Origin of the sequence: Luteimonas aquatica (genome assembly GCF_022662575.1) — a bacterium.
Taxonomy (GTDB): domain Bacteria; phylum Pseudomonadota; class Gammaproteobacteria; order Xanthomonadales; family Xanthomonadaceae; genus Luteimonas; species Luteimonas aquatica.
Genome location: NZ_JALBFU010000005.1, coordinates 144,767 through 168,253 on the forward strand (window position 1 = coordinate 144,767; position 23,487 = coordinate 168,253).

Annotated in this window: 24 protein-coding genes; 9 read left to right on the top strand and 15 right to left on the bottom strand. The window is 71.0% G+C overall.

The genetic code is table 11. The features are described from left to right. Positions 1 to 10: 10 nt before the first annotated feature. From fabG to MD221_RS12300, 3 genes are all read left to right on the top strand, one after another. A complete protein-coding gene (gene fabG, locus MD221_RS12290; RefSeq protein ID WP_242112067.1) occupies positions 11 to 748 on the top strand; it encodes a 3-oxoacyl-ACP reductase FabG in 738 nt (245 codons plus the stop codon). A 101-nt stretch (positions 749 to 849) separates the two neighbouring features. Then, a complete protein-coding gene (locus MD221_RS12295; RefSeq protein ID WP_242112068.1) occupies positions 850 to 1,314 on the top strand; it encodes a hypothetical protein in 465 nt (154 codons plus the stop codon). A 16-nt stretch (positions 1,315 to 1,330) separates the two neighbouring features. Further along, positions 1,331 to 1,756: a DUF1801 domain-containing protein gene (locus MD221_RS12300; RefSeq protein WP_242112069.1), complete on the top strand. Its 426-nt coding sequence runs from the start codon at positions 1,331 to 1,333 to the stop codon at positions 1,754 to 1,756. Here MD221_RS12300 and MD221_RS12305 read toward each other — a convergent pair. The 7 genes from MD221_RS12305 to MD221_RS12335 form a co-directional block, all read right to left on the bottom strand. Next, a complete protein-coding gene (locus MD221_RS12305) occupies positions 1,753 to 2,589 on the bottom strand; it encodes a glycosyltransferase family 2 protein (protein WP_242112070.1) in 837 nt (278 codons plus the stop codon). The genes MD221_RS12300 and MD221_RS12305 overlap by 4 nt on opposite strands. Beyond that, positions 2,582 to 3,385, bottom strand: a complete 804-nt coding sequence (locus tag MD221_RS12310; protein WP_425602265.1) for a beta-ketoacyl synthase chain length factor — start codon at positions 3,383 to 3,385, stop codon at positions 2,582 to 2,584. The genes MD221_RS12305 and MD221_RS12310 overlap by 8 nt, the downstream gene beginning before the upstream one ends. Continuing rightward, complete coding sequence (locus MD221_RS12315; RefSeq protein WP_425602266.1) at positions 3,382 to 4,683, bottom strand: beta-ketoacyl-[acyl-carrier-protein] synthase family protein; 1,302 nt, start codon at positions 4,681 to 4,683, stop codon at positions 3,382 to 3,384. The genes MD221_RS12310 and MD221_RS12315 overlap by 4 nt, the downstream gene beginning before the upstream one ends. A 56-nt stretch (positions 4,684 to 4,739) precedes the next feature. Continuing rightward, the gene (locus MD221_RS12320; RefSeq protein WP_242112072.1) at positions 4,740 to 5,411 is read right to left on the bottom strand and encodes a hypothetical protein; all 672 of its coding nucleotides are present in this window, start codon (positions 5,409 to 5,411) and stop codon (positions 4,740 to 4,742) included. A 25-nt stretch (positions 5,412 to 5,436) separates the two neighbouring features. Continuing rightward, on the bottom strand, positions 5,437 to 6,096 hold the full coding sequence (gene pyrE / locus MD221_RS12325) for an orotate phosphoribosyltransferase (RefSeq protein WP_242112073.1): 660 nt from the start codon (positions 6,094 to 6,096) through the stop codon (positions 5,437 to 5,439). A gap of 38 nt (positions 6,097 to 6,134) precedes the next feature. Continuing rightward, positions 6,135 to 6,653 (bottom strand): GNAT family N-acetyltransferase, encoded by a 519-nt coding sequence (locus tag MD221_RS12330; RefSeq protein WP_242112074.1) that lies wholly within the window; start codon positions 6,651 to 6,653, stop codon positions 6,135 to 6,137. A gap of 147 nt (positions 6,654 to 6,800) precedes the next feature. Continuing rightward, the gene (locus tag MD221_RS12335) at positions 6,801 to 7,169 is read right to left on the bottom strand and encodes a hypothetical protein (RefSeq protein WP_242112075.1); all 369 of its coding nucleotides are present in this window, start codon (positions 7,167 to 7,169) and stop codon (positions 6,801 to 6,803) included. A gap of 518 nt (positions 7,170 to 7,687) precedes the next feature. Here MD221_RS12335 and MD221_RS12340 point away from each other — a divergent pair. Both MD221_RS12340 and MD221_RS12345 read left to right on the top strand, forming a co-directional pair. After that, entirely contained in the window at positions 7,688 to 8,488 is an 801-nt protein-coding gene (locus MD221_RS12340) for an exodeoxyribonuclease III (RefSeq protein ID WP_242112076.1), read from the top strand. Next, positions 8,485 to 9,807, top strand: a complete 1,323-nt coding sequence (locus tag MD221_RS12345; RefSeq protein ID WP_242112078.1) for an AmpG family muropeptide MFS transporter — start codon at positions 8,485 to 8,487, stop codon at positions 9,805 to 9,807. The genes MD221_RS12340 and MD221_RS12345 overlap by 4 nt, the downstream gene beginning before the upstream one ends. On the opposite strand, the gene MD221_RS12350 is transcribed toward MD221_RS12345, so the two are convergent. Both MD221_RS12350 and MD221_RS12355 read right to left on the bottom strand, forming a co-directional pair. Beyond that, complete coding sequence (locus MD221_RS12350; RefSeq protein ID WP_242112079.1) at positions 9,795 to 10,958, bottom strand: anhydro-N-acetylmuramic acid kinase; 1,164 nt, start codon at positions 10,956 to 10,958, stop codon at positions 9,795 to 9,797. The two genes, MD221_RS12345 and MD221_RS12350, sit on opposite strands and share 13 nt — an antisense overlap. A 150-nt stretch (positions 10,959 to 11,108) precedes the next feature. After that, a complete protein-coding gene (locus MD221_RS12355) occupies positions 11,109 to 12,578 on the bottom strand; it encodes a M23 family metallopeptidase (protein WP_242112080.1) in 1,470 nt (489 codons plus the stop codon). Between the two features lie 228 nt (positions 12,579 to 12,806). Between MD221_RS12355 and tyrS the strand changes: the two genes are divergently transcribed. After that, positions 12,807 to 14,009, top strand: a complete 1,203-nt coding sequence (gene tyrS / locus MD221_RS12360) for a tyrosine--tRNA ligase (protein ID WP_242112082.1) — start codon at positions 12,807 to 12,809, stop codon at positions 14,007 to 14,009. Between the two features lie 43 nt (positions 14,010 to 14,052). On the opposite strand, the gene MD221_RS12365 is transcribed toward tyrS, so the two are convergent. The 3 genes from MD221_RS12365 to MD221_RS12375 all read right to left on the bottom strand — a co-directional run bounded on the left by MD221_RS12365 (position 14,053) and on the right by MD221_RS12375 (position 17,322). Then, positions 14,053 to 14,445 carry an MAPEG family protein gene (locus tag MD221_RS12365; protein ID WP_242112083.1) on the bottom strand — a complete coding sequence of 131 codons (393 nt, stop codon included), beginning with the start codon at positions 14,443 to 14,445 and terminating at the stop codon, positions 14,053 to 14,055. 157 nt (positions 14,446 to 14,602) lie between these two features. Continuing rightward, positions 14,603 to 16,330, bottom strand: a complete 1,728-nt coding sequence (locus tag MD221_RS12370) for a M28 family metallopeptidase (RefSeq protein WP_242112084.1) — start codon at positions 16,328 to 16,330, stop codon at positions 14,603 to 14,605. Positions 16,331 to 16,611: 281 nt separating this feature from the next. Next, positions 16,612 to 17,322 (bottom strand): DUF4097 family beta strand repeat-containing protein, encoded by a 711-nt coding sequence (locus tag MD221_RS12375; RefSeq protein ID WP_242112085.1) that lies wholly within the window; start codon positions 17,320 to 17,322, stop codon positions 16,612 to 16,614. A gap of 187 nt (positions 17,323 to 17,509) precedes the next feature. Between MD221_RS12375 and MD221_RS12380 the strand changes: the two genes are divergently transcribed. After that, positions 17,510 to 18,748: a murein hydrolase activator EnvC family protein gene (locus tag MD221_RS12380; RefSeq protein WP_425602272.1), complete on the top strand. Its 1,239-nt coding sequence runs from the start codon at positions 17,510 to 17,512 to the stop codon at positions 18,746 to 18,748. Between the two features lie 131 nt (positions 18,749 to 18,879). After that, positions 18,880 to 20,361, top strand: coding sequence for a S41 family peptidase (locus tag MD221_RS12385; protein WP_242112087.1), 1,482 nt, complete (start codon positions 18,880 to 18,882; stop codon positions 20,359 to 20,361). A 71-nt stretch (positions 20,362 to 20,432) separates the two neighbouring features. On the opposite strand, the gene MD221_RS12390 is transcribed toward MD221_RS12385, so the two are convergent. Further along, positions 20,433 to 20,777 (bottom strand): DUF1820 family protein, encoded by a 345-nt coding sequence (locus MD221_RS12390; protein WP_242112089.1) that lies wholly within the window; start codon positions 20,775 to 20,777, stop codon positions 20,433 to 20,435. Between the two features lie 54 nt (positions 20,778 to 20,831). Next, on the bottom strand, positions 20,832 to 21,524 hold the full coding sequence (locus MD221_RS12395) for a rhomboid family intramembrane serine protease (protein ID WP_242112091.1): 693 nt from the start codon (positions 21,522 to 21,524) through the stop codon (positions 20,832 to 20,834). A 209-nt stretch (positions 21,525 to 21,733) separates the two neighbouring features. Here MD221_RS12395 and MD221_RS12400 point away from each other — a divergent pair, with 209 nt between their 5' ends. Beyond that, positions 21,734 to 23,113, top strand: a complete 1,380-nt coding sequence (locus MD221_RS12400) for an OmpP1/FadL family transporter (RefSeq protein ID WP_242112092.1) — start codon at positions 21,734 to 21,736, stop codon at positions 23,111 to 23,113. A 79-nt stretch (positions 23,114 to 23,192) separates the two neighbouring features. On the opposite strand, the gene MD221_RS12405 is transcribed toward MD221_RS12400, so the two are convergent. Further along, positions 23,193 to 23,375 (bottom strand): hypothetical protein, encoded by a 183-nt coding sequence (locus MD221_RS12405; protein ID WP_242112093.1) that lies wholly within the window; start codon positions 23,373 to 23,375, stop codon positions 23,193 to 23,195. Positions 23,376 to 23,487 lie beyond the last annotated feature (112 nt).

Genomic DNA, 23,487 nt, shown 5'->3' on the forward strand with positions numbered 1-23,487 from the left:
TAATTCCGCCATGACTTCCGATTCCTCCCCACGGCGCGCCCTGGTCACCGGCGGCAGCGGCGACCTCGGCGGCGCGATCTGCCGGCGCCTGGCCGCCGACGGCCTGCACGTGATCGTGCACGCCCACGCCAACCTGGCGCGCGCCGAGGCGCTCGCCGACGAGATCCGCGCCGGGGGCGGCGCGGCCTCCGCGGTCGCCTTCGACGTCGCCGACGGCGAGGCCGCGCGCCGGGCCGTCGAAGCCCTGCTCGCCGACGGGCCGGTGCAGGTGCTGGTCAACAACGCCGGCATCCATGACGACGCGCCCATGGCCGGCATGAACGCCGCGCAATGGACGCGCGTGATCGACGTGTCGCTGCACGGCTTCTTCCACGTCACCCAGCCGCTGCTGCTGCCGATGGCGCGCACCCGCTGGGGCCGCATCGTCAGCGTCTCCAGCGTCTCGGCGGTGCTCGGCAACCGCGGCCAGAGCAACTACGCCGCCGCCAAGGCCGCGCTGCACGGCGCCTCGAAATCGCTGGCGCGCGAGATGGCCAGCCGCGGCATCACCGTGAACGTGGTCGCGCCCGGCGTGATCGCCGGGCAGATGTCCGAAGCCGCGTTCCCGCCGGAGGCGATCAGGCAGATGGTGCCGGCCGGACGCGCCGGCACGCCCGAGGAGGTGGCGGCGCTGGTCGCCTTCCTGTGCTCGGCGCAGGCCGGCTACGTCAACGGCCAGGTGATCGGCGTCAACGGCGGCATGGCCTGAACGGCATCGGCGCCGGCCGCGCGCCGCGCCTGGTCATTCAGCCCCGGTGCGCCCGGCTGGCGTAGCATCGTCCCCGTTCAGCCTGGACAGGGGAGTCGACTATGTTCCGCACGGCATTGCGCCGATCCATCGTTGCGTTGCTCGCCCTCGGCCTGGCCGCCTGCGCCAGTTCGGCGCTGGTCACCGGCCGGCCGCGCCCGCCCATCGATCCGGCGCAGGTGCAGGTGTATTTCTCGCCGCCGCCCGGGCAGTACGAGGAGATCGCCATGCTCGAAAGCAAGAGCGGCGCCTTCACCTACGGCGAGCAGAACAAGATGGATTCGGTGGTCGGCAAGCTGCGCAAGGAAGCCGCCAAGCTCGGCGCCAACGGCGTGCTGTTCCGCGGCACCGCCGACGGCTACGGCGGTGGCGGCGTCAGCGTCGGCGGTGGCGGCGGCCGCATCGGCGGGCATGGCTACGGCGGCGCCGGTGTCGGCATCGACATCACCCCGCGGCAGAAATTCGCGCGCGGCATCGCCATCTACGTCGCCAACCCGCCGCCGCCGAGCGCGCCGCCCGCGCGCTGAGCGCGCGCAGCCTGCCATGGCGACGCAGAAGACCATGCCCGGTGCCGCCTCGGTCTCGGCGTTCATCGCCGCCATCGCCGATCCCGGCAGGCGCGCCGACGCCGAGGCGGTCGCGGCGATGATGCGCGAGGCCACCGGCTGCGCGCCGAAGCTGTGGGGCTCGGGCATCGTCGGCTTCGACCAGTACCACTACAGGTACGAGAACGGCCGCGAGGGCGACTGGCCGGTGGTCGGCTTCGCCCCGCGCAAGCAGGCGCTCGCGCTCTATCTCGCCTCCGACCTCGCGCCCTACGAGCCGCTGCTGCAGAAGCTGGGCAAGCACAGCACCGGCAAGGGCTGCCTGTACGTCAAACGCCTGGCGGACATCGATACGGCGACGCTGAAAACCTTGATCGGCACTGCCGTCGCGGCGATCCGCAAGCAATACCCGGCTGACGCCTAGCCGCGCCGCGGCTGCTGCGTTGCGGTCGGGAGCGTCTGGCCGCCGTCCTCGTCGAAATCGTCGATGCGCGGCGGGCGCGCGCGGGTCCGGCGGTATTCCCGCAGCAGGTCGCCGCGATCGAGGATCTGCGCGGCGACGTGGGAGACGATCTTCCACAGGTCGCGCACCAGGCGGAAATGGCTCTTGCGGAAGGCGTCCGGCGCGTGCGCGCTGGCATAGCGCGTGTCGATCGGCAGCGCGACGATGCCGGCGCCGGCGCGCCGCGCGGCCGAGATGAGCAGTTGCGCCTCGAACACGAAGCCCTCGCCCGGCACGTCGTCCAGGGTGTAGACCGTGCGCGGGTAGAGGCGTTGTCCGCTCTGGCTGTCGACGATGCGGAAACCGCAGCCCCAGCCCACGCCCCAGTCGCCGAACTCGTTGCCGATGCGCCGGTACAGCGGTTGCGCGGCGCGCTTGCGCAGGCGCGCGCCGATGATCACGCAAGCCGGGTGGCGGTTGGCGGCGGCGAGCAGGCGCGGGATGTCGGCGGCGCTGTGCTGGCCGTCGCCGTCCATGGTCAGCACGCCCTCGGCGCCGCGGCGCCCGGCCTCGGCGAAACCGGCGCGCAGCGCGGCGCCCTTGCCGCGGCGCTGCGCATGCCGCACCAGCACGGCCGGCAGGTCGGCGATGCGATCGGCGGTGCCGTCGTCGGAGCCGTCGTCGACCACGATCACCAGGTCGCATTGCGCCAGCGCGCCCTGCACCACCTCGCGGATGCGCAGCGATTCGTTGAGCGCCGGGATCACCACGGCGACGTTGCCTCTGTGCAATGCGGGCAAGGCGGGTTCAGCCATGGGCGATTTCCACGCGCAGCACGCGGCCCGGGCCGGCCTTCAGCGGGACCACGTCGTCGCCGCCGGCCAGCGCGTCGAACAGCGGCAGCATCGGCGCCATGGCGTTGCCGGCGCCCAGGCGCGCCAGTGCGCCGGCAGGCGCCGCGGGCGGCTCGCCGTCGACGAGGGTGGCGCGCAGGGTGGCGATCGCGCGCGCGTCCGGCCGGTCGGGATCGCGCCGCGACAGCACCAGCGCGCCGCCGAGCACGCCCTCGCTCCGCGTGACCGTGCCCAGCGGACCGCTGGCGGCGGTGTCGTAGGCGGCCAGCAGGATCGCCTCGGCGCCGTCGTGCAGTTGCGCCAGCGCCTCGAGCAGGCCTTGCGCGAAGCTGGCGTCGAGCGCGCTGATCGCGGTGGTCGCCAGGCGGCAGCCGTTGCCGATGGTCCAGTAGCCGGCGGCGGCATTGTGCACGGAGTTGTGGAAGCGGGTCGGCGACATCGCGCGCGGCTCGCCGGCGAGCGTGGCGCAGATGTAGTCGGTGATGGCCATGTCGCCGTGGGTGGAGGCGAACACCGAGGGCAGCGTGGCCGGGTCGCGGCCGGCGTGCCGGCACGCGTCGGCCGCCACTTGCAGCGCGATGCTCACCGATTCGGAAGCGCGCCTGCGTTCGTTGGGCGGCAGCAGCTCGGGCGAGGGCTTGCGCGGCGCGTCGGCCGCGAGGGCGCCGCCGCCGACGTAGTCGCGCGCGGCCTGCCAGGACGGCAGCCCCGGCGCCCAGAAGCCGACGCCCTCGACCACGCAGAACAACGAACTCACGCCGCCTTCCCGAACACCAGCGAGCAGTTGTTGCCGCCGAAGCCGAAGGAGTTGTTCATGGCATAGGCGATCGCGCGCGCGTCGTTCTCCAGGCGCACCTGCGCCCCGCAGGCGGCATCGGGCCGCGTGCTGTTGAGCATGCCGGGCAGCAGGCCGTCCTCCAGGGCGATCAGCGCGAACGCCGATTCGACGATGCCCGCCGCGCCCAGCGTGTGCCCGGTCCAGCCCTTGGTGGAACTGGCGTGCACGCTGCCCGGGAACAGCGCGTCCACGGCGCGCGCCTCCACCGCGTCGTTGGCCGGGGTGGCGGTGCCGTGCAGGTTGAGGTAGCCGATCTCGTCCGCCGCGACGCCGGCGCGCGCCAGCGCCTCGCGCATCGCCGCCAGCACGCCGACGCCCTCGGGATGCGGCGAGGACATGTGGTGGGCGTCGCTGGATTCGCCGTAGCCGCACAGCCGCAGCGCCGCCTCGCCCCCGTCGTCGCGCTCGAGCAGGGCGAAGCCGCCGGCCTCGCCGAGCGAGAGGCCGTCGCGCTCGGCATCGAAGGGACGGCACGGCTGCGAGGACACCAGGCCCAGCGAATTGAAGCCGAACAGGATGCTGCCGCACAGGGTGTCGACGCCGCCGACCAGGGCCGCGTCGACGACGCCGGCGCGGATCAGGCGCGCGGCCTGGGCGAAGACCTTGGCGCTGGAGGAGCAGGCCGTGGCCACGGTGATGCAGGGCCCGCGCAGGCCGGTGGCGTGTTGCACGAAGTCGCCGAGCGAGTGCGGGGTGTGCACGATCGGCCGGGCGAGGTCGTCGGGAAAGCGTTCCTGGGCCGTCAGCCGGGTATAGGCCTCCTCGGTGGCGCCGATGCTGGCCGTGGAAGTGCCCAGCACCACCGCCACGCGCGCGGCGCCGTGACGCTCGCGCAGCGCGGCCACCGCCTCGAGCAGGCCGTCCTGCTGCAGCGCCAGCCAGGCCAGGCGGTTGTTGCGGCATTCCCAGCGGGCGAACTCGGCCGGCAGGGCCGCGGTCTCCAGGCCATCGACGCGGCCGATCCAGCAATCCAGGCGCTCGCGCGCGGTGGCGCCTTCGCCGAAGTCGTTAGGCCGCAGGCCGCCGCGTCGCTCGCGCAGCGCCAGCGCCTGGGCCGCGCGTCCGCGTCCGAGCGCGGTCGTGGCCGTATAGGCCCGGACCGCCAGCACCGGGGGCGGATGCGACGATTGCGATGACGGCACCAGGACACCTTTTTCCGGAAAGGGCCGCGAGTATAGCGGCGGCTCGCTAGCGCGGGCCTGAGCGCAGCAGGGCATGCTGCAGCGCAGCATCGCGTGCGGGCGGGACCGTGCGACGGCCTCCCCCGAGCAACCTATTCGCGAATCAGGCCCTTGGCGCCCTTGAGCGCCCGGTAGCGCTCCAGCGTCTGTTCCAGGTCGCTGCCCAGCAGCGCGCGGTCGGCGGTCTGGTGGTGCAGGGTCTCCTGCAGGCGCAGCAGGTCGGCGTGCTGGCGCAGGATCTTCTCGGTCAGCGGCTTGCCGACCGGCTTGGACTGCAGCTCCAGGTCGGCCGCCTGGCGCAGCAGGCCGAGCAGGCTCTGGCGCAGGTTGAGCACCGCCAGGCGCGAGCCCTTGAGGGATTCGTCGAGCAGCACGATGCGGTCGCCGTAGGCGCGGCGCAGATCGGCCTCGCTGGCGTAGGACTCGGCCATCGCCAGATCGCGCCGCTTGGCGGCGGCCTCGTCCTCGGCGGCGAGCCTGGCCTGCTTCTCGGCGATGGCGGCGGCGGCGCGCTCCTCTTCGGTCTGCGTGCGCTGCAGCGTCTTGACGGTCTTGCCGCTGGCGTTGAGTTCGGTGCGCGCGCGGTCGGTGGCCTCCGGCGGCAGCGTGTCGCCGCAGACGCGGTGGCCGTTCTCGTCCCAGCAATAGAGCTTCTTCGCCGCGCCGCTCGCGGCGGGCTTCTTCTGCGCGTGCGTTGCGGCGGGCAGCAGCCACAGCGCGCCGGCCAGGCATGCGATCGCCGCTTTGATCGGCACTGCGTTCATCGATGCCGCCCCCCGGCCGGCGAGATTACGACGAAACCCGGCTTCCGTAGCGCGCGCGATAGGCGAGCAGACGGTCGCGTTCGCCGGCCAGTGTGGTGGTTTCGCCGGCGAACGCAAGCAGATCGGACAGAGTTGCGATGGCGATCACGGGAACCTGCTGTTCGGCGGCGACGGTCTGCGCGGCCGAGCGATCGTCCTGTTCGGAGACGCGCTCCTGGCGGTCGAGGGCGATGGCGATGGCCGCGGGCGTGCCGCCGCCGTCGCGGATCAGCGCCAGCGCCTCGCGGATCGCGGTGCCGGCGGTGATCACGTCGTCGACGATCAGCACGCGCCGGCCGGCCAGCGGCGCGCCGATCAGCGTGCCGCCCTCGCCGTGGGTCTTGGCCTCCTTGCGGTTGAAGGCCAGCGGCAGGTCGCGGCCGCGGCGCGCGTACTCGCAGGCCAGCGCCGCGGCGAGCGGGATGCCCTTGTAGGCCGGGCCGAACAGCAGGTCGAACTGCGCACCGGCGGCCTCGATGGCATCGGCGTAGCAGGCCGCCAGCGTGGCCAGCGCCTGGCCCGAATCGAAGCGGCCGGCGTTGAAGAAATAGGGGCTGGTGCGGCCGGACTTGAGCGTGAACTCGCCAAAGCGCAATGCTTCGGCGTGCAGGGCCAGCTGCAGGAAGCGGGTGCGGTGGTCGGACATGCGGAAGGAATCCTGGGGCGGGGGACGAGGATTTTGGTTCAGGCGGCGTGCTCGGGCGCGCGCCTGTTCAGCGCGCGCACCATCAGGTGTTGCGGCCCGGCCCGGCCGCCGAAGTACAGCTCGCCGGTATCCACGAAGCCGGCCTTGCGGTAGGCGCGGATGGCGCCGAGGTTGCGGCAGTTCACGTTCAGGGCGAGCAGCAGGCGTTCGGGATGGCGCCGTTCGATGTCGGCGCAGCAGGCATTGACCGCGCGCGTGCCCAGGCCGCGGCCCTGCCAGTCGCGGTCGAGCATGAAGGCGCGCAGGCCGACGCCGGCGCGGCCGAGCGGATTCCAGGAGACGATGGTCGAGACGTAGTCGAGCCGGTAGAAGCCGACCACGGCCTCGCCGACCAGGATCGCCATGGCGTCGCTGTTGGGGTCGGCCTCGGCCTCGGCGAGATTGAAGGCGACATCGCCGACGAACGGGTACTGGTCGGCCGCCACGCGCAGGCCGCGCACCGCCTCGGCGAGCGCAGGCGTGACGCGGGCAACGTGCAGGTCGGGGACGGCGATCATGGCGGGCATGATAGAGAGCCTTTGCCCGGCCGGCGAGGCAAAGCATCGTCGAGATCGACGCTGCACGAGCGCGCTGGCGTTTCGTCCGCAGGTCCATCGCGTGCGGCCCGGAGGCGGATTCGCCCGCTCCCGGGCCGCCTTGGCGCGCTACTTGATGCCCAGATAGACCACGACTTCGGTATTCCCGGTGGGCGGGACCGGCGCCCGCGGCGCGCAGCTGCCGTTGCCGTAGACGTAGGTGAGCGTCCCGTTCTCCTTGGCCGAAAGCGCGGCGTCGAACAGCGCCTTTCCGGTGGCCGTGGACAGATCGATGGAGTAGATCATCTGGTTGTTCTCGTGCGGACAGCTGCTCGGGAATCCCGGCTGGAAGGCGCCATTGCTCAGGATGATGTGCGCCATGCCGTTCGAGGTGCTGGGAATGATCTGCGTGACGTATCCCTGGTACGAGCCGGCATGGGCCATCGTCGAGGCCAGGCACAGGCAGGCGATAACGGAGAGTTTCTTGAGGTGCTTCATAAGTTGTCCTTGTCCTTGGTCGGTTGAATGAGGCGGGCGACAGAAATGCTTTCGATCGCCCGCTTTCTCTATCGAAAATGCATGCCGGGACCCTTCATGCTCGAGCACGCGCGCATGTGTTCACGCTGTCATCACGACCGCGCATCTACATGACGCGCGCTCATGCGTCGTCGATGGTCCTGATCGCCATAGCACGCGCGCGAGATTCCGGTATTTCCGCAGCGATCGCGGGCCGCCGGCGTCATTGCATGCACAGGAGCCTGGCGAGAAGAACGAGGGGCTCTTGCGCCGCGTCGACCCTCCATGCTGGCCGTCTGTGCTTGCTCGGTCGGCGCGGGTCCGGGCATCGCTCGAGGTGCCGCCCGGCTGGACGACTGCCCGGTGCGGCAGGCAGGAGGACTCGGCGGTCGCCGCCGATGGCTGTCTGCAGTCCCTCGGGTTCGTGCAGAATGTGTGATCCGGCGGGCGGCGATGGCGCGCGGCCCGGAAGACGGCCATCGACACGAAAAGGTAGCAAGATGCGCATCATGAGCTTCAACGCCAACGGCCTGCGTTCGGCCGCCAGCAAAGGCTTCTTCGACTGGTTCGCGCAGCACAAGACCGACGTGCTGTGCGTGCAGGAGACCAAGGCGCAGGAGCACCAGCTCGCCGGTCCCGCCTTCCTGCCCAAGGGCTACAAGGCCTGGTTCAAGGATGCGATCACCAAGAAGGGCTACAGCGGCGTGGCCATCTACAGCAAGCGCGAGCCGGACGAGGTGCGCACCGCGCTCGGCTGGGCGCCGTTCGACGACGAGGGGCGCTACCTGGAGGCGCGCTTCGGCAACCTGAGCGTGGTGTCGTTCTACATCCCGTCCGGCTCCTCGGGCGAATTGCGCCAGGGCTTCAAGTACGAAGTGATGGAGTGGCTCAAGCCGGTCCTGGACGAGTGGCTGGCCAGCGGCCGCGACTACGTGCTGTGCGGCGACTGGAACATCGTGCGCGCCAGGAACGACATCAAGAACTGGGCCTCCAACCAGAAGAACTCCGGCTGCCTGCCGGTCGAGCGCGCCTGGCTCAACGGCATGATCGCCGACGCCTGCGGCGACGACACGCCGCCGCCGAAGACCGGATGGCGCGACAGCTTCCGCGTGGCCAAGCCCGACGCGGTCGAATACACCTGGTGGAGCCAGCGCGGCGCGGCGCGCGCCAACAACGTTGGTTGGCGCATCGACTACCAGCTGATCACCCCATCGCTGGCCAAGAAGGTGAAGAGCTGCGCGATCCACGCCGAGCCGCGCTTCTCCGACCACGCGCCCTACGTCGTGGACTACGCGCTGTGAGCGAGGCGGCCGAGGCGGCGCCCGCCTCGTACAAGGGCTGGACCGGGATCCGGCGCGCCTTCGGCACGCCGTCGGCGCTGACGATGGCCCTGTTCGGCTTCGGCAGCGGCCTGCCGTTCCTGCTGATCGCCTCGCAGACGCTGTCCACGCGCCTGCGCGACGTCGGCCTGGACCTCGGCAGCATCGGCCTGATCAGCCTGGCGAGCTTTTTCTACCTGCTGAAGTTCCTGTGGGCGCCGCTGCTGGACCGCTATGCGTTCCCGCTGACCGCCTTCCTGGGGCGCCGGCGTTCCTGGCTGCTGGTCGCGCAGGCGGTAGTGGCCGTCAGCCTGTTCGGGCTGGCCTACATGCGCCCGGAGCTGAGCGTGACCGGGCTGGTGGTCTGGGTGCTGATCGCGTCCTTCGCCGGCGCCACCCAGGACTCGGTGGTGGATGCCTATCGCATCGAGATCGCGCCGGCCAACGCGCAGGCCGCGCTGGCGGCGACCTACACCCTGGGCTACCGGGTCGGCCTGATCGTCGGCGGCGCCGGCGCGCTGTACATCGCCGAGTACGGCAGCTGGACCATGGCCTATGTCGCGATGTCCTCGCTGATGCTGCTGCCGCTGCTGGCCACGCTGCTCTCGCGCGAACCCTCGGCGGCACCGGAGGCGGCGGTGGCGCGCCGCATCGATCTGGCCGGCGCGTTCTGGCAGCCCTTCACCAGCTTCTTCTCCCGCCACGGCCTGGCGTTCGGCATCGCGCTGCTGCTGTTCGTGGGCATGTACAAGTTCCCCGACCAGGTGATTGGCGTGATGGCCGGGCCGTTCTACCTCGACTCGGGCTACACCAAGGCGGACATCGCCACGGTGTCGAAACTGTTCGGCGTGTGGGTGGGCATCCTCGGCGCCTTTGCCGGCGGCCTGGCGGTGGCGGCGTTCGGCTTCCGGCGCATGCTGCTGGTGGCCGTGCTCGGCGTGGCGCTGTCGAACCTCGCCTTCCTGCTGATGGCGCACTATCCCTCGCAGATCTGGGCCTTCTACGCGGCGCTGCTGGCCGACAACCTCTGCCAGGGGTTCGCCGGCACGGTGTCGATCGCCTTCATGTCCTCGCTGACCGACCGCAACTTCACCGCCACGCAGTTCGCGCTGCTGGTGTCGCTGGCCAACCTGCCGGGCAAGTTCGTCGGCGGCGCCTCCGGCTACATCGTGGAAGCGACCTCGTACAGCACCTTCTTCATCCTCAGCGCAGCGACGGTGATCCCGGCGCTGGCGCTGCTCGCCTGGCTTTGGCCGAGGATCCGCGAGTCCGGCGCCGCGGCGCGGGATCAGGCGGCGTAGACGCCGCCCAGGATGCGCGGCCCGCGCGCGCCGCTGACGCTGGGCAGGTTGCCCGGCAGCCCGTGCACGGTGGCGTGCGCCAGCCAGGCGAACCCCATCGCCTCGACGAAGTCCGGGTCGATGCCGTGGGCGGCGCTGGATTCGACGATGCAGCCGGGCAGCGCCCGGGCCAGCGCCTGCATCAGCGCGCCGTTGTGCACGCCGCCGCCGCAGGCGATCACGCGCGCGGTGCCGGGCTGCGCCGCGCGCAAGGCGTCGGCGATGCTGCGCGCGCTGAGCGCAAGCAGGGTCGCCTGCACGTCCTGCGGCGCCTCGTGCCCGCCGAGCCTGGATTCGACCCAGCCGAGATGGAACTGGTCGCGCCCGGTCGACTTGGGCGGCGGCAGCGCGAACCACGGCTCGTCGAGCAGGCGCGCCAGCAGCGCGTCGTCGACGCGGCCGGCGGCGGCGAAGGCGCCGTCGCGATCGAAGCCGTGCCCGGTGTGGCGCAGGCACCAGGCGTCCATCAGGCCGTTGGCCGGGCCGGTGTCGAAGCCGCGCACCTGGCCGCGGTCGCCGGCGGCCTGTTTCGGCAGCAGGGTGAAGTTGGCGATGCCGCCGAGGTTGAGGACCGCGCGATCCTCCCCGGGCGCGCTCAGCAATGCCGCGTGCAGCGCCGGCAGCAGGGGAGCGCCGTGCCCGCCTGCGGCGACGTCGCGGCGGCGGAAGTCGGCCACGACGCGCACGCCGGTGCGCTCGGCAATGGTGTTCGGATCGCCGAGCTGCAGGGTGTAGGGGACCATGCCTTCTTGTGGCCGGCTCTCTTGCGGCAGGCCGTCCTGTGGCCGGCCTTGCGGCCGATGGCGCAGGGTCTGCCCGTGCGAGCCGATCGCCGCCACCTCGGCCGCCGGCGTGCCGCTGTCGGCCAGCGCGCGCAGCGCCGCCTCGGCGAAGGCGTGGCCAATGCGCACGTCCAGTTCGGCGATCTCGTCCAGCGTCAGCGTGGCCGATTGCTGGCCGAGCGCGACCAGGCGTTCGCGCAGCGCCGTGTCCCAGGCGTAGGTGCGTCCGAATACGAGCTCGGGCTTGCCCGCGGCTTCGCTATCGAAGCGGGCCAGGGCGGCGTCGATGCCGTCGGCGCTGGTGCCGGAGATCAGACCCAGATAGAGCATGGACACGCCCGGGAACGGAAACGCGAAGCGTAGCCGCTTTCCGCGCGGCGCGCGGGCGCGCTGGAAGACGGATCGGGGTTCGGTCGTTGCCTTCGGCGCGAGCGCCACCGTCGGCCGTGCCGCGAGCAGGCGCGCCGCGCGCGCCCGCCCTCAGCCTTTCTTGTTGCGGCGCTTGGTCGGCACGGAGGCCACGCGCGTGCCGTCGTCGCCGGCGTAGATGATGTGCTCGACCTTGGCGATGCGCGCCAGCGCCGGGCCCACTTGCGCGCGGAACGCGGCCAGCTGCACCCCCGACAGGGGCTCGGGCGGCGGCATGGTGATCGAGAGCGGATTGCGGTGCACGCCGTTGATGCGGAATTCGTAGTGCAGGTGCGGGCCGGTGGCCAGGCCGGTGCTGCCGACGCGGCCGATCACCGTGCCCTGGGCGATGCGCTGGCCGGCGCGGATGCCGCCGAAGGCGGACATGTGGCCGTAGAGCGTGGAATAGCCGCGGCCGTGGTCGAGGATCACGGTGCGGCCGTAGCCGCCCTTCCAGCCGACGAAGGAGACGCGGGCGTCGCCCGCGGCCATGATCGGCGTGCCGCTGGAGGCGGCGTAGTCCACGCCCATGTGCCCGCGCATGCGGCCGAGCACCGGATGACGGCGCATGCCGAAGCCGGAGCTGATGCGCGCGTACGGGATCGGCATGCGGATGAAGCTGCGCTTGAGCGGGCGGCCGTCGGCGGTGAAGTACTCGGCCTTGCCGTCGCGGATGGCGCGGAAGCCGGAGTAGAGCTTGCCGCCGGAGGTGAAGGTCGCCGCCAGCACCGGGCCGGTCTTGATCAGCTCGCCCTCGCGCCAGAGCTGCTCGACCACCACGCTGAAGCGGTCGTTGGCGCCGACGTCGGAGTTGAAGTCGATGTCGTACTTGAAGATGTCGTCGGTGAGCGTGTCGATGGCGCCGCCCGACAGCCCGAGCTTGCGCGCGGAGCGGTACAGCGAGTTGCCGACCTTGCCGCTGATCACCACGGTGCGCGACTCGGTGGGGCGGGTGATCACCTTCTCGGCGACCTTGTCCCCGGCCAGCGACAGTTCCACGCGGTGGCTGTCGTCGCGGTCGTAGCGGAAGTTGCGCAGCGCGGCCGGCTTGCCGTCGCTGCCGACCGGCATGTCGAAGGCCATCTCGGCGCCAGGCTTGAGCTTGGCCAGCGATTTCTTCAGGCCCGGATGCTCGAGCAGGCGCTGCTGGTCGTCCTCGGGCACGTCCAGGCGGTCGAGCAGGTGGCTGAAGGTCTCGCCACGGTTGACGCTGACGATCTGCCAGCTGTCGCCCGACTGCCCCTGCTGCTTGGTCAGCGACAGCGGCGGCAGGCTCAGCGACATGGTGGTGCGCTGCGGGTGCGCCGGGGACTGTAGAGTGTTGGAAAAACCGGGCACGATCGCCGCCACCAGGGCGCCGAGCGTGGCGAACAGGCTGACGTGGGCCCAGTCGCGGCGCGTCCAGCGGCCGCTGAAGCCGCGGGCCAGGTGCTGCCGGAGGTTGCTGGAGCCGAGTTCGGGACTGTTACGGGCCGCGTCGCGCAAATTGTTGTTCAGGACGCGGCGGTGGGCGGCGTCGCGCGACGGGGGCGGCTCGGTCATCTCGGTGTCCCGGCCCTGACGTGAAGGGCGCGTAAGGGGGGTACCATAGACACGCTAAAAGGGTGCGTCAAGTCATTGATGTAACAGGGGGTTTTCAGCAAATGGCCTTAACGCCACTTTAACCCGTCCTTTACAATGTCCTTCACATTTTCTTTGCGATTTTCATCATCCGGATTGCCCCAAGTGCCTGAAACGACCGACCTCCCCCCAGCCCTCGCCCCAGAAATCATGAACACCATCGCCCGCGGCGCCGACGAAATCCTCAAGCGGGAGGAGCTGGAGGCGCGCCTGGCCGCGTCCCTCAAGAGCGGCCGGCCGCTGCGGATCAAGGCCGGCTTCGACCCGACCGCGCCGGACCTGCACCTGGGTCATACCGTGCTGCTGAACAAGATGCGCCAGTTCCAGGACCTCGGCCACCAGGTGATCTTCCTGATCGGCGACTTCACCGGGATGATCGGCGATCCGACCGGCAAGAACGTCACCCGCAAGCCGCTCAGCCGCGAGGATGTGCTGGCCAACGCCGAGACCTACGCCGAGCAGGTGTTCAAGGTGCTCGACAAGGCCCGCACCGAGGTGCGCTTCAATTCCGAATGGTTCGGCAAGATGGGCGCGGCCGACATGATCAAGCTCGCGGCCCAGCACACCGTGGCGCGCATGCTCGAGCGCGACGACTTCGCCAAGCGCTACGCCGGCCAGCAGCCGATCGCCATCCACGAGTTCCTCTATCCGCTGGTGCAGGGCTACGACTCGGTGGCGCTGCAGTGCGACGTCGAGCTCGGCGGCACCGACCAGAAGTTCAACCTGCTGATGGGGCGCGGCCTGCAGGAGCACTTCGGCCAGCCGCCGCAGATCGTGCTGACCATGCCGCTGCTGGAAGGCCTGGACGGCGTGCAGAAGATGAGCAAGTCGCTGGGCAACTACATCGGCATCTCCGAGCCGGCGATCGACATCGTCAACAAGACCATGAAGATCGGCGACGAATTGATGTGGCGCTGGATCGAGCTGCTGAGCTTCGAGATCGGCGTGGAGGAGGCGCAGCGCCTGCGCGCCGAGGTGGCGGCCGGACAGCGCAATCCGCGCGACGTCAAGCTGCGCCTGGCGCGCGAGCTGGCCGCGCGCTTCCACGATGCCGCCGCCGCCGACACCGCCGTCGCCGGCTGGCATGCCGCCGTGCGCGGCGAGGGCGACATCGCCTTGCTGCCGCTGCAGGAAGTGGCGATCCCCGCCGAGGGCATCCGCATCGGCGCCCTGCTCACCGCGGCGGGCATCACGCCGAGCAATTCCGAGGCCGCGCGCAAGCTCAAGGAAGGCGCGGTGCGCGTGGACGGCGCGGTGGTGGAGGACGGCGCGACGACGTTCGCGCCCGGCTTCGAGGGCATGCTGCAGGTGGGCAAGCGCAACTTCGCGCGGGTGAAGCTCGTCGCGGGGTGAGGGCGGGCGCGAGCGCTTCGCGCCCGCGCCGCGATCGACGCGATCAGTCGGCGATCGCGATCGCCGACTGCACCATCAGGGCCAGGATGCAGACGTAGCCGACCAGCCAGGCCAGGCTGCGCAGCGGCGGCTTGTTGGTCAGGTAGAGCACGCCGTGCAGCAGCCGCGCGACGACGAAGACCACCGCGATCACGTTGATGCGCTGCGGGTCGAGTCCGCTGAACTGCGCCATCAGCACGCCCGCGGCGAACGGGGCGAAGGCCTCGAAGCTGTTCAGGTGTGCGGCGTCGGCGCGCTTGACGCGCGGGTTCTCCTGCTTGCTGATCCAGCCGCGCGGATCGCGGTTGTCGTAGCGCGGTCCGCCGGACTTGGCGACGAAGACCCATAGGTAGGGCAGCACGGCGGCGATCACGATGCACCAGTAGGCGGTGGCCATCGGCGGAGTCCTCGCTAGGGCGGTAGCGCGCAGCTTGCCGGAACCCCAGGGGCTTGAACAGCCATGCCGCGAGGCGCGCCGCGGCGCGCCCGGGAGAATGGCGGACCGACGCCGGCCCGCCCCTGCCGCGGGCGGACCGTGCGCCGCATTCGCCGGCTCAGTGCGCCGGCGCCTCGGCCGCCGGCTTGGCGGACAGCATCTTGTCGCGGGCGGCGCGGAAGGCGTTGCCCGGATACCAGTTCGGCCACTGGTTGCCGTCGACCAGCACGCGGCCGACGCCGTACAGCGCCTGCAGGTCCTCGATGGCGCCGTCGAGCTTCCAGGTGCCGTCGAACTGGTCGGCCGGCTTGTGGTAGCGCTGCCGGTTGTAGTCCTCGGCCGCGGCCTTGCCGGCGGCCTTGCCGCCCTCGACCAGGTCGTCGCCGCCCTCGGCGTACAGCGCCGGCACGCCGGCCTTGGCGAAGTTGAAGTGGTCGGAGCGGAAGTAGGAGCCGCTCTGCGGCGCGCTCTCCTCCACCAGCGTGCGGCCCTGCTGCTGGGCGATCGGCTTGAGGATGTCCTCCAGCTCCGAATTGCCCTTGCCCACCACCACGAAGTCGCGCGAGCGTCCGGCCACGCCCATCGCGTCGATGTTGATCACCCCGACCGTCTTCTCCAGCGGGATCGCGGGGTGGGCGACGTAGTACTTGGAGCCGAGCAGGCCCGATTCCTCCAGCGTCACCGCCGCGAACACCAGCGAGCGCTTGGGCGCGGGCTGGGTCTTGGCGAACTTCTCGGCGATCTCGATGATGCCGGCCACGCCGGTGGCGTTGTCGACCGCGCCGTTGTAGATGTTGTCGTCCGGCTCGCCCTCGTGCTTGCCCAGGTGGTCCCAGTGCGCCATGTACACCACCGCCTCGTCGGGTTTCTCGCTGCCGGGCAGGATGCCGATCACGTTGCGCGACTGCTTCTCGGCGATCTTGCTCTTCAGGTCCAGCGACAGCTTGGCCTTGAGCGGGATCGCCTTGAAGCCGGGCTTGTTGGCGCTCTTGTACAGCTCGCCCAGGTCGAGGCCGGACTCGGCGAACAGCTTCTTGGCGGCTTCGGCGGTGAGCCAGCCCTGCGCCGGCAGGCGCGGCGCCGGATCGTCGGAGGCGCGCAGGTCGTACTGCGCGCCGGACCAGGAGTTCTTCACCACGTCCCAGCCGTAGGAGGCGCCGGGCGTGTCGTGCACGATCAGCGCGGCGGCCGCGCCCTTGCGCGCGGCTTCCTCGAACTTGTAGGTCCAGCGCCCGTAGTAGGTCATGCGCTTGCCTTCGAACAGCGAGGCGTCGCCGCTGTGGAAGCCCGGGTCGTTGACGAACATCACCACCGTCTTGCCCTTCACGTCGATGCCGGCGTAGTCGTTCCACTTGCGCTCGGGCGCGTCCACGCCGTAGCCGACGAACACCAGTTCGCTGCCGTCGATCTTCACCTCGGGTTCGCCGCTGCGCGTGCCGATCACCATGTCGGCGCCGAACTTCAGCGTCTCCGGCTTGCCGTTGACCTCGAGCTTGAGATCGGTGGACTCGTCGGCGGTGGTTTCCACCATCGGCACGTTCTGGAACCAGCCGCCGTCCAGGCCCGGCTTGAGGCCGGCGCGCTCGAACTGCGCCTTGATGTACTCCACCGACTTCTCCTCGCCGGTCGTGCCGGGGCCGCGGCCCTCGAAGGCGTCGGAGGCCAGCGTCTTCACCAGCTCGGCGAAATCGCCGGCGTTGATGTCGTCGGCGAAGGCGTGCGCGGCGCCCGCTTCCGGCGCGACGGCAGGCGGCGGTGCGGCGTCGGGAGCGGCGGCCTGCTCGCGCTGGCAGGCGGTCAGGGCGGCCGCGATGGCCAGGCACAGCAACAGGGGACGATGGCGCATCCGGGAGACTCCGTCGGGCGGGAAACTCCGGATTCTAGTGGGAGAACGGCGCGGGCATCCATGCGGAAGGTCATGGCGGCCTTGTTCGCGGCGGTGCGCCCGGCCTGGCCATGGCGCCGGGGATTGCGGCCGATGCCGATAGGGCATCGATTCTTCTTTCGGTGTGTCGGATGTTGCCGTCCGTGGCGCGGCTTGGCGGGCTTCGGAACGTCCGGCCCGGCCTTCCATGGCCGCGCGCTCGCAACCGCAGCCGATGCCGATAGGGCATCGGCTAGGCGCGGTTACTCGCTCTGCGGCGCCCGGGCAGTGTCGTAAGGCACGGGCGTGGCCCCGGTCACCTGGCCGATGCGCGCGCTCTTGTGCACGTAGAGCGTCACCTCGCGCTCGAACACCAGCGCGCCCTCGACCACGGCGTTCGGGCCGATGATGATGCGCGGCTTGTGCTTGCTGCCGAGATTGATCGGCAGCCAGTTGGAGCTGGGCTTCTTGACGCGGACGTCGCCGCGCACGTGCGAACCGACGCCGACGGTGATGTCGCCGTTGGAGGTCTCGACGCTTCCGCCCAGTTCCGTGGCGACCAGGCCGATCGCGCCGTTGACCGTTTCCACGCCCTTGGCGATGTGGCCGCGGCGGTCGACGAAGATGCTGCCGTTGACGGTCTCGATGCCGCCGTCCACGCGCGCGCCGGTGCCGACGCGGATGTTGCCGTTGACCGTGCTCAGGCTGCCGGCGGTGATGTCGTTGCCGGCGTGGATGCTGCCGTTGACCGTTTCGGCATCGTCGGCGCGGGCGCCGTCCTCGAGGGTGATGCCGCCGTTGACGGTGTTCAGGCTGCCATAGGCCTTGCCGGCCTCCGCCGTGATGCCGCCGTTCACCTTGTCGATGTCGCCGCCGTCCTGTGCGAAGGCGGCCGGGCCGGCCAGGGCCAGCGCGAGGGCGAGCGCGAAAGGGGAAAAGCGGCGGCGGATCGGGGCGGGGGCGGGGGCGGGCATGGCATGGACTCCAGCGGGCTGCGTCTTGAGGATAGGGCATCGGCCCGTCCAGGTGCGTGAGCCTGCACCTGCTTCGCTACAATCGCATCTGTCCTAAGTCACTGGCCCCAACGTCGTGCCCCGAGATCGGCAGCGCTGCAAGCTCCTCGCCCTGCCGGCATGCTCCGGGCGGCGGGCGCTCGGCCCGATGCGCCGCGGCTTGCTGCTGGCCGCGGCCTTGCTGGCGATGCTGGCCGCGGGCGACGCGCTGGCGCAGAAGAGCACGCGCGAGGCCCAGCGCAAGCTCGACAAGATCAATCGCGAGCTCAAGGACGTCGCCAGCGAACGGCGCAAGCTGGAAGGCCAGCGCGGCGACGCCAGCCGCCAGCTGCGCACCGTCGACGAAAAGGTCGGCACCTCCACGCGCGCGCTGCACGATACCGAGACGCAGCTGGAGCGGCAGCAGGCCTCGCTGTCCGCGCTGCGCGGCAAGCGCGATGCCATGCGCACGCGCCTGGGCGCGCAGCGCGCCGAACTGGAGCGGCTGCTGCGCGCGGCCTACACCGTCGGCGGCGAGGCGCCGCTGAAGCTGATGCTGTCGCAGGACACCGCCGCCGACGCCAACCGCACCCTGGCCTATCACGGCTATCTGCAGCGCGATCGCGCCAGGCGCATCGGCGTGCTGACCGCCGAGCTGGCCGACTTGGAGCGCGTGGAGCGCGAGATCGCGCAGAAGCAGACGGCGTTGAACGTTGCGCGCAAGCAGCAGAAAACCCAGCTCTCCGCGCTGGAGAGCGATCGCCGCGAGCGCGCCCGCACCGTGGCCGAGCTCGACAAGCGCTACCAGGACCGCAGCTCGCGCGAGAAGGCGCTGGGCCAGGACGCCAAGGCGCTGCAGAAGCTGCTGGCGCAGTTGCGCGCCGCCGCCGCGCGGGCCGAGGCCGAACGCCGCGCCGCCGCCGCGGCCGCCGCGCGCGAACGCGAACGCGAGCGCGAGCGCGCCGAGGGCCGCCCGCACAAGCCGCTGAAGCCGCCGGTGGCGGTGGCCAAGACCGCGCCGATCCAGGTCGGCGGCCTGGGATGGCCGCTGTCGGGCGCGCTGCTGGCCGGCTACGGCGGCACCATGCCGGACGGGCGGCGCAGCGCGGGCGTGCTGATCGCCGCACCCGCCGGCACGGCGGTGAAGGCCGTCGCCGACGGTACCGTGGTGTTTTCCGAATGGATGACCGGCTACGGCATGATCCTGATCATCGATCACGGCAACGGCTACATGAGCCTGTACGCGCACAACGACGCCCTGCTCAAGGACGCCGGCGTCCAGGTCAAGCGCGGCGATGCGGTCGCCAGCGTCGGCAGCTCCGGCGGCCAGGGCCGTCCGGCGCTGTATTTCGAGCTGCGCCGCAACGGCCAGCCGGTCGATCCGGGGACCTGGCTGCAGCGCCGCTAGGCCGTGCCGGCGATCACGCCGGCGCCGCCGCGCGTCAGCATCGTTTAACGTTACCCGCGCATCGCCCCGCATAATCGGCTGAACCCGGCCGCCGCGTCGCGGTCGAATCCCCGTCTTTCCGGAGCCATTCCATGCGTCGACCGCTTTCGATCCTCGTTCTCGCGCTGGCGCTGGGGCCGGCGCTCGCGCAGGAAGCGCCCGTGGATGCGGATCGGCCCGCGCAGACGCAGTCCCCGCAACCGCAGCCGCCGCAACCGCAGCCGCCGCAACCGCAGCCGTCGCAACCGCAGCCGCCGCAACCGCAGCCGCAGCCGAGCCCGGCGCAGGAAGATCCGGCATCGCCCGACGACGCGGCGCTCGCCGGAGACAATCCCGACGCGGCCGAAAGCGCCGCCAGCAAGGTGCCGCTGGACGAGATCCGCCGCTACGTCGGCGTCTACAACGCCGTGAAGCAGGCCTACGTGGATCCGGTCGACGACAAGAAGCTGATGTCCTCGGCGATCCGCGGCCTGCTGCTGGACCTGGATCCGCACAGCGCCTACCTGGAGAAGCGCGACGCCAAGGAGTTCGACGAGGACACCAGCGGCGCCTACGACGGCATCGGCGTGGAGGTGCAGCAGCAGCCCGACGGCACCGTGCGCGTGATCGCGCCGATCGACGACACGCCGGCCGCGCGTGCCGGCATCAAGGCCGGCGACCTGATCACCGCCGTCGACGGCAAGGCGCTGACCCCGACCAGCGACGAGGACGGGCAGGGACCGCTGCGCGGCGCGCCCGGCACCAGCGTCAAGCTGACCATCGCGCGCGAAGGCGTGGCCAAGCCGGTGGAGATCACCGTCAAGCGCGAGACCATCCGCGTGGTCAGCGTGCGCTCGCGCATGCTCGAGCCCGGCTATGCCTACGTGCGCGTCAGCGCCTTCCAGGCCGACACCGCCGCCGAATTCGAACGCCAGCTGCGCAAGCTGCAGGAGGCGGCCGGGGGCGCCGCCGCGCCCAGGCGCGGCCTGCGCGGGCTGGTGCTGGACCTGCGCAGCAACCCCGGCGGCCTGCTCACCTCGGCGGTACAGATCGCCGACGACCTGCTCGAGCGCGGCAAGATCGTCAGCACCCGCGGGCGCATCCCGATCAGCGACGCGGAATTCGCCGCCGTGCCCGGCGACCTGATGAACGGCGCGCCGGTGGTGGTGATCGTCGATGCCGGCTCGGCCAGCGCCGCCGAGGTGCTGGCCGGCGCGCTGCACGACAACAAGCGCGCCCGCGTGATCGGCAGCCGCACCTTCGGCAAGGGCTCGGTGCAGACCCTGCTGCCGCTGGACAACGGCGACTCGGTGAAGCTCACCACCGCGCGCTACTACACGCCCAGCGGCAAGTCGATCCAGGCGCGCGGCATCGATCCGGACGTGGTGCTCAAGCCCGACAAGGCCGACGCCAAGCCCGTGGACTATTCCGAGTCGATGCTGCCCGGGCACCTGCGCGGCGACGAGGAGATCGCCGGCAGCAACGCCGGCGCGGTGCTCGAGGGCGACGGGCCGATCACCGCCGCGCTGGCCGAGCTGAAGAACCCCTCGGCGACGGCCAAGGCCACGCCGGCGGCGCCGCCGGCGCGCAAGTAGCCGCGGCTTCTCCGCGATCGGGCCGCAAGGGATCCGGCGATGCCCGCGCCGTTGACGGCGCGGGCATCGGCCTATCGCGGCTTGGCCGGCAACGGGCCCTGCTTCGGCAAGAACGGCGTGACCACCTTCTCGCCGGATTCCGGGTCGCGGATCGCCGACTGGCCCTTCTTCTCCACTTCCTCGATGCGCACGATGCTGTGCATCGGCACGTGCAGGACGCGGGTATGGCCGAACTCCTCGCGCAGCCGCTCCTCGGTCGGATCGACCACCACGCCCTCGTGCACGTCGAACACCAGCTCGCCGATCTGGGTGAAGCCCCAGATGTCGCTGGCCGCCACCCGGCGCGCGTACAGCTCGTACACCTTGCCGTGGTTGTGGAAGACGATCTTGTAGAGGACGGTCTTGGCTCGGGTCATGCGCGGCATTGTAGACGCGCGATCGGCAAGGCAGAGGACGGTGGGTGCGGGCCGCTAGTAGCCGCGCTGCTTGCGCAGGCGCCGCGCGATGCCGGCGCGCGCCAGCAGCGCGAAACCGACGCCGAACAGGAAGCCGGCCACGTGCGCGGCCCAGGCCACGGCGCCGAAGGCCGGGCCGATGTAGGCGAACACCACCTGCAGCAGGGCCCAGATGCCGATCAGCAGCGAGGCGGGGGCGCGCACGAACTCCAGGAACACGCCCAGCGGCAGCACCACGCCCAGCCGCGCGCCGGGGAACAGCGCCAGATAGGCGCCGATCACCGCCGAGACCGCGCCGCTGGCGCCGATGATGAGCCGGTCCGGCACGCCGATCACCAGCACCGCCACCAGGTTGGCGAAGGCGCCGCCGAGCAGGAACAGCAGCAGGAACCGCCACGATCCCATCATGCGCTCGGCCGGCAGGCCGAAAATCAGCAGGAACACCAGGTTGCCGAGCAGATGCGCCCAGTCGGCGTGCAGGAACAGCGCCGAGATCAGCCGCAGCCAGTGCCCGCCGTCCGACCAGGAGCGCAGCATGTCGGCCGGCAGCTGGCCGCCGCTCAGCGCCCCCCAGTCCAGCAGCAGCGCGCGCTGGGCCGCGTCCGGCCGGGTGCTCGCCCACAGGAACGCCATCCACAGCAGGGCCACCAGCATCGGGGTGGCCCAGCGCAAGGAGGAATGGCGGCGGGTGGGGATCGGGACGAACATGCGGGCGGGTCGCAGGGGGACGGTCAAGATACCCGCTTCGGGCCGGAACCCAACCTCCGGCATGAGCGAAAATTTCACATATCAAGGTATAGTGCGTGCGGCGCCGTATGTCGGGAGGGTTTCCGGCAGGACCGACGCAGGGCGGGAGACATCGCCCGCGACGCACGGCGTGATCGCAAACGAGACCCTGTCCCACGGAGAGAACCGTAATGCAAATGCACTCCCGCCTTACCCAGATGTCCGCCCTCGCGCTGGGCATCGCCGGCGTTCTGGCCTTCGGCCAGGCCAGCGCCTCGGGCTTCCAGATCCGAGAGAACAGCGCCAAGAACCTTGGCCGCGCCCTCGCCGGCAGCGCCGTTGCCCAGAACGATGCCTCGGTGGTGTCCAACAACCCCGCCGCCATGGTCAACCTGAAGCAGACCACCCTCCAGGGCGACCTGCACGCGATCGACCTGACCGCCGATTTCCGCGGAGGCGGCCAGGCCGCCGCCGGTAGCCCGCTCGCCAGCCCGCTGCGCGGCGGCGACGGCGGGGACCCGGGCGACGTCGAGGCCGTCCCGGCCTTCGCCGTCGTGGTCCCGCTGTCGGGCTCCTTCGACTACGTCACCCTCGGCGCCAGCCTCAGCGCGCCCTTCGGCCTGACCACCAAGTACGACCGCAACTGGATCGGCCGCTACAACGCCGTCGAGTCCAAGCTGCGCACCATCGACCTGACCCTGTCGGCGGCCATCGAGCTGAGCGACCGCTTCTCGGTCGGCGCCGGCCTGATCTACGAGCGTGCCGACGCCACGCTGTCGAACGCGGTCGACTTCGGCTCGGCGATCTGCCGCGTCAACGTCGCGCTGTGCGTCACCCCGAGCCCGGCGGCGGCCCCCTTCGGCCCGCAGAAGAACGACGGCTTCGCCAAGGTCGAGGGCGACGACTACGGGATCGGCTGGGTGCTCGGCTTCCAGTGGCGTCCGACCGACCAGTTCTGGGTCGGCTACTCGCACCGCTCGGAAATCAAGCACGAGCTCGAGGGCACGGTGAAGTTCACCAAGCCGGGCAACGTCGACGCGCTGTTCCAGGGCGCCGGCATCACCCAGTACAACAGCGGCCCGGGCGGCGCGGTGCTGACCACGCCGAGCGTGGACACGCTGAGCCTGCAGTACGACTTCACCGAGCAGTTCCGCCTGATGGCCGACATCCAGGCCACCGGCTGGAGTTCGCTGGAGTCGATCGACATCAAGCGCGCCAACGGCACGCTGGTGACCAGCGAAGCGTTCAAGTGGGACAACACCATGATGTACTCGCTGGGCGGCGAGTACGACTTGAACGACAGCTTCACGCTGCGCGCCGGCGTCGCGCGCGACGAGACGCCGACCCACAACGACACCCGCACGCCGCGTCTTCCCGACGACAACCGCATGCTGTACGCGCTCGGCTTCACCTGGAACGCCTCGGAGAACCTGAGCCTGGACGCGTCCTACATGTACGTGAAGATCGACGATCCGAAGATCAGCGCGGTGTCCTCCAGCGGCTCGCTGCTGCAGGGCGAGTACAAGGGCAAGGCGCAGGTGCTCGGCCTGTCCGCGCAGTACCGCTTCTAAGCGTTTCCGCTTCCCGGCAGGACAGACGGGGCGCCATCGGCGCCCCGTTTTTTTTCGCGGCCCGCGCGGCGTGGCGCGGCTACGGCCGCCATTGCGGATCGGGCGTGCCGACGCAGCGCCAGCCCACCAGGATCGGGCCGTCCGGGCCGTTGGCGTAGATCGGGATCGCGGTCTGGCCCGGAAGGCAGGCGGGCATGGCCGGCGTGGCCTGGGCCGAGGCGGCGAGCAGCGAAAGTGCCAGCGCGAGCAGTGTCTTGGACATCGTTCTCTCCATGGGTGCGGCAACGGGAAGGGCGCCGCGCGCGGCGGCGAGCGGGCGGCCGCGGCCGGCGGGCCGGAACCTCCGGGCGCGTGTCGCCGCGGGCCTGCCGTCT

Coding starts and splice junctions, on each gene's coding strand:
- MD221_RS12385 (WP_242112087.1), top strand. CDS start 18,880: ATGCGTCGACCGCTTTCGATCCTCGTTCTCGCGCTGGCGCTGGGGCCG.
- MD221_RS12400 (WP_242112092.1), top strand. CDS start 21,734: ATGCAAATGCACTCCCGCCTTACCCAGATGTCCGCCCTCGCGCTGGGC.
- MD221_RS12355 (WP_242112080.1), bottom strand. CDS start 12,578: ATGACCGAGCCGCCCCCGTCGCGCGACGCCGCCCACCGCCGCGTCCTG.
- MD221_RS12365 (WP_242112083.1), bottom strand. CDS start 14,445: ATGGCCACCGCCTACTGGTGCATCGTGATCGCCGCCGTGCTGCCCTAC.
- MD221_RS12320 (WP_242112072.1), bottom strand. CDS start 5,411: ATGAACGCAGTGCCGATCAAAGCGGCGATCGCATGCCTGGCCGGCGCG.
- MD221_RS12295 (WP_242112068.1), top strand. CDS start 850: ATGTTCCGCACGGCATTGCGCCGATCCATCGTTGCGTTGCTCGCCCTC.
- fabG (WP_242112067.1), top strand. CDS start 11: ATGACTTCCGATTCCTCCCCACGGCGCGCCCTGGTCACCGGCGGCAGC.
- MD221_RS12340 (WP_242112076.1), top strand. CDS start 7,688: ATGCGCATCATGAGCTTCAACGCCAACGGCCTGCGTTCGGCCGCCAGC.
- MD221_RS12315 (WP_425602266.1), bottom strand. CDS start 4,683: ATGCCCTGCTGCGCTCAGGCCCGCGCTAGCGAGCCGCCGCTATACTCG.
- MD221_RS12390 (WP_242112089.1), bottom strand. CDS start 20,777: ATGACCCGAGCCAAGACCGTCCTCTACAAGATCGTCTTCCACAACCAC.
- MD221_RS12350 (WP_242112079.1), bottom strand. CDS start 10,958: ATGCTCTATCTGGGTCTGATCTCCGGCACCAGCGCCGACGGCATCGAC.
- MD221_RS12380 (WP_425602272.1), top strand. CDS start 17,510: ATGCGCCGCGGCTTGCTGCTGGCCGCGGCCTTGCTGGCGATGCTGGCC.
- pyrE (WP_242112073.1), bottom strand. CDS start 6,096: ATGTCCGACCACCGCACCCGCTTCCTGCAGCTGGCCCTGCACGCCGAA.
- MD221_RS12370 (WP_242112084.1), bottom strand. CDS start 16,330: ATGCGCCATCGTCCCCTGTTGCTGTGCCTGGCCATCGCGGCCGCCCTG.
- MD221_RS12395 (WP_242112091.1), bottom strand. CDS start 21,524: ATGTTCGTCCCGATCCCCACCCGCCGCCATTCCTCCTTGCGCTGGGCC.
- tyrS (WP_242112082.1), top strand. CDS start 12,807: ATGAACACCATCGCCCGCGGCGCCGACGAAATCCTCAAGCGGGAGGAG.
- MD221_RS12305 (WP_242112070.1), bottom strand. CDS start 2,589: ATGGCTGAACCCGCCTTGCCCGCATTGCACAGAGGCAACGTCGCCGTG.
- MD221_RS12330 (WP_242112074.1), bottom strand. CDS start 6,653: ATGATCGCCGTCCCCGACCTGCACGTTGCCCGCGTCACGCCTGCGCTC.
- MD221_RS12375 (WP_242112085.1), bottom strand. CDS start 17,322: ATGCCCGCCCCCGCCCCCGCCCCGATCCGCCGCCGCTTTTCCCCTTTC.
- MD221_RS12300 (WP_242112069.1), top strand. CDS start 1,331: ATGGCGACGCAGAAGACCATGCCCGGTGCCGCCTCGGTCTCGGCGTTC.
- MD221_RS12405 (WP_242112093.1), bottom strand. CDS start 23,375: ATGTCCAAGACACTGCTCGCGCTGGCACTTTCGCTGCTCGCCGCCTCG.
- MD221_RS12335 (WP_242112075.1), bottom strand. CDS start 7,169: ATGAAGCACCTCAAGAAACTCTCCGTTATCGCCTGCCTGTGCCTGGCC.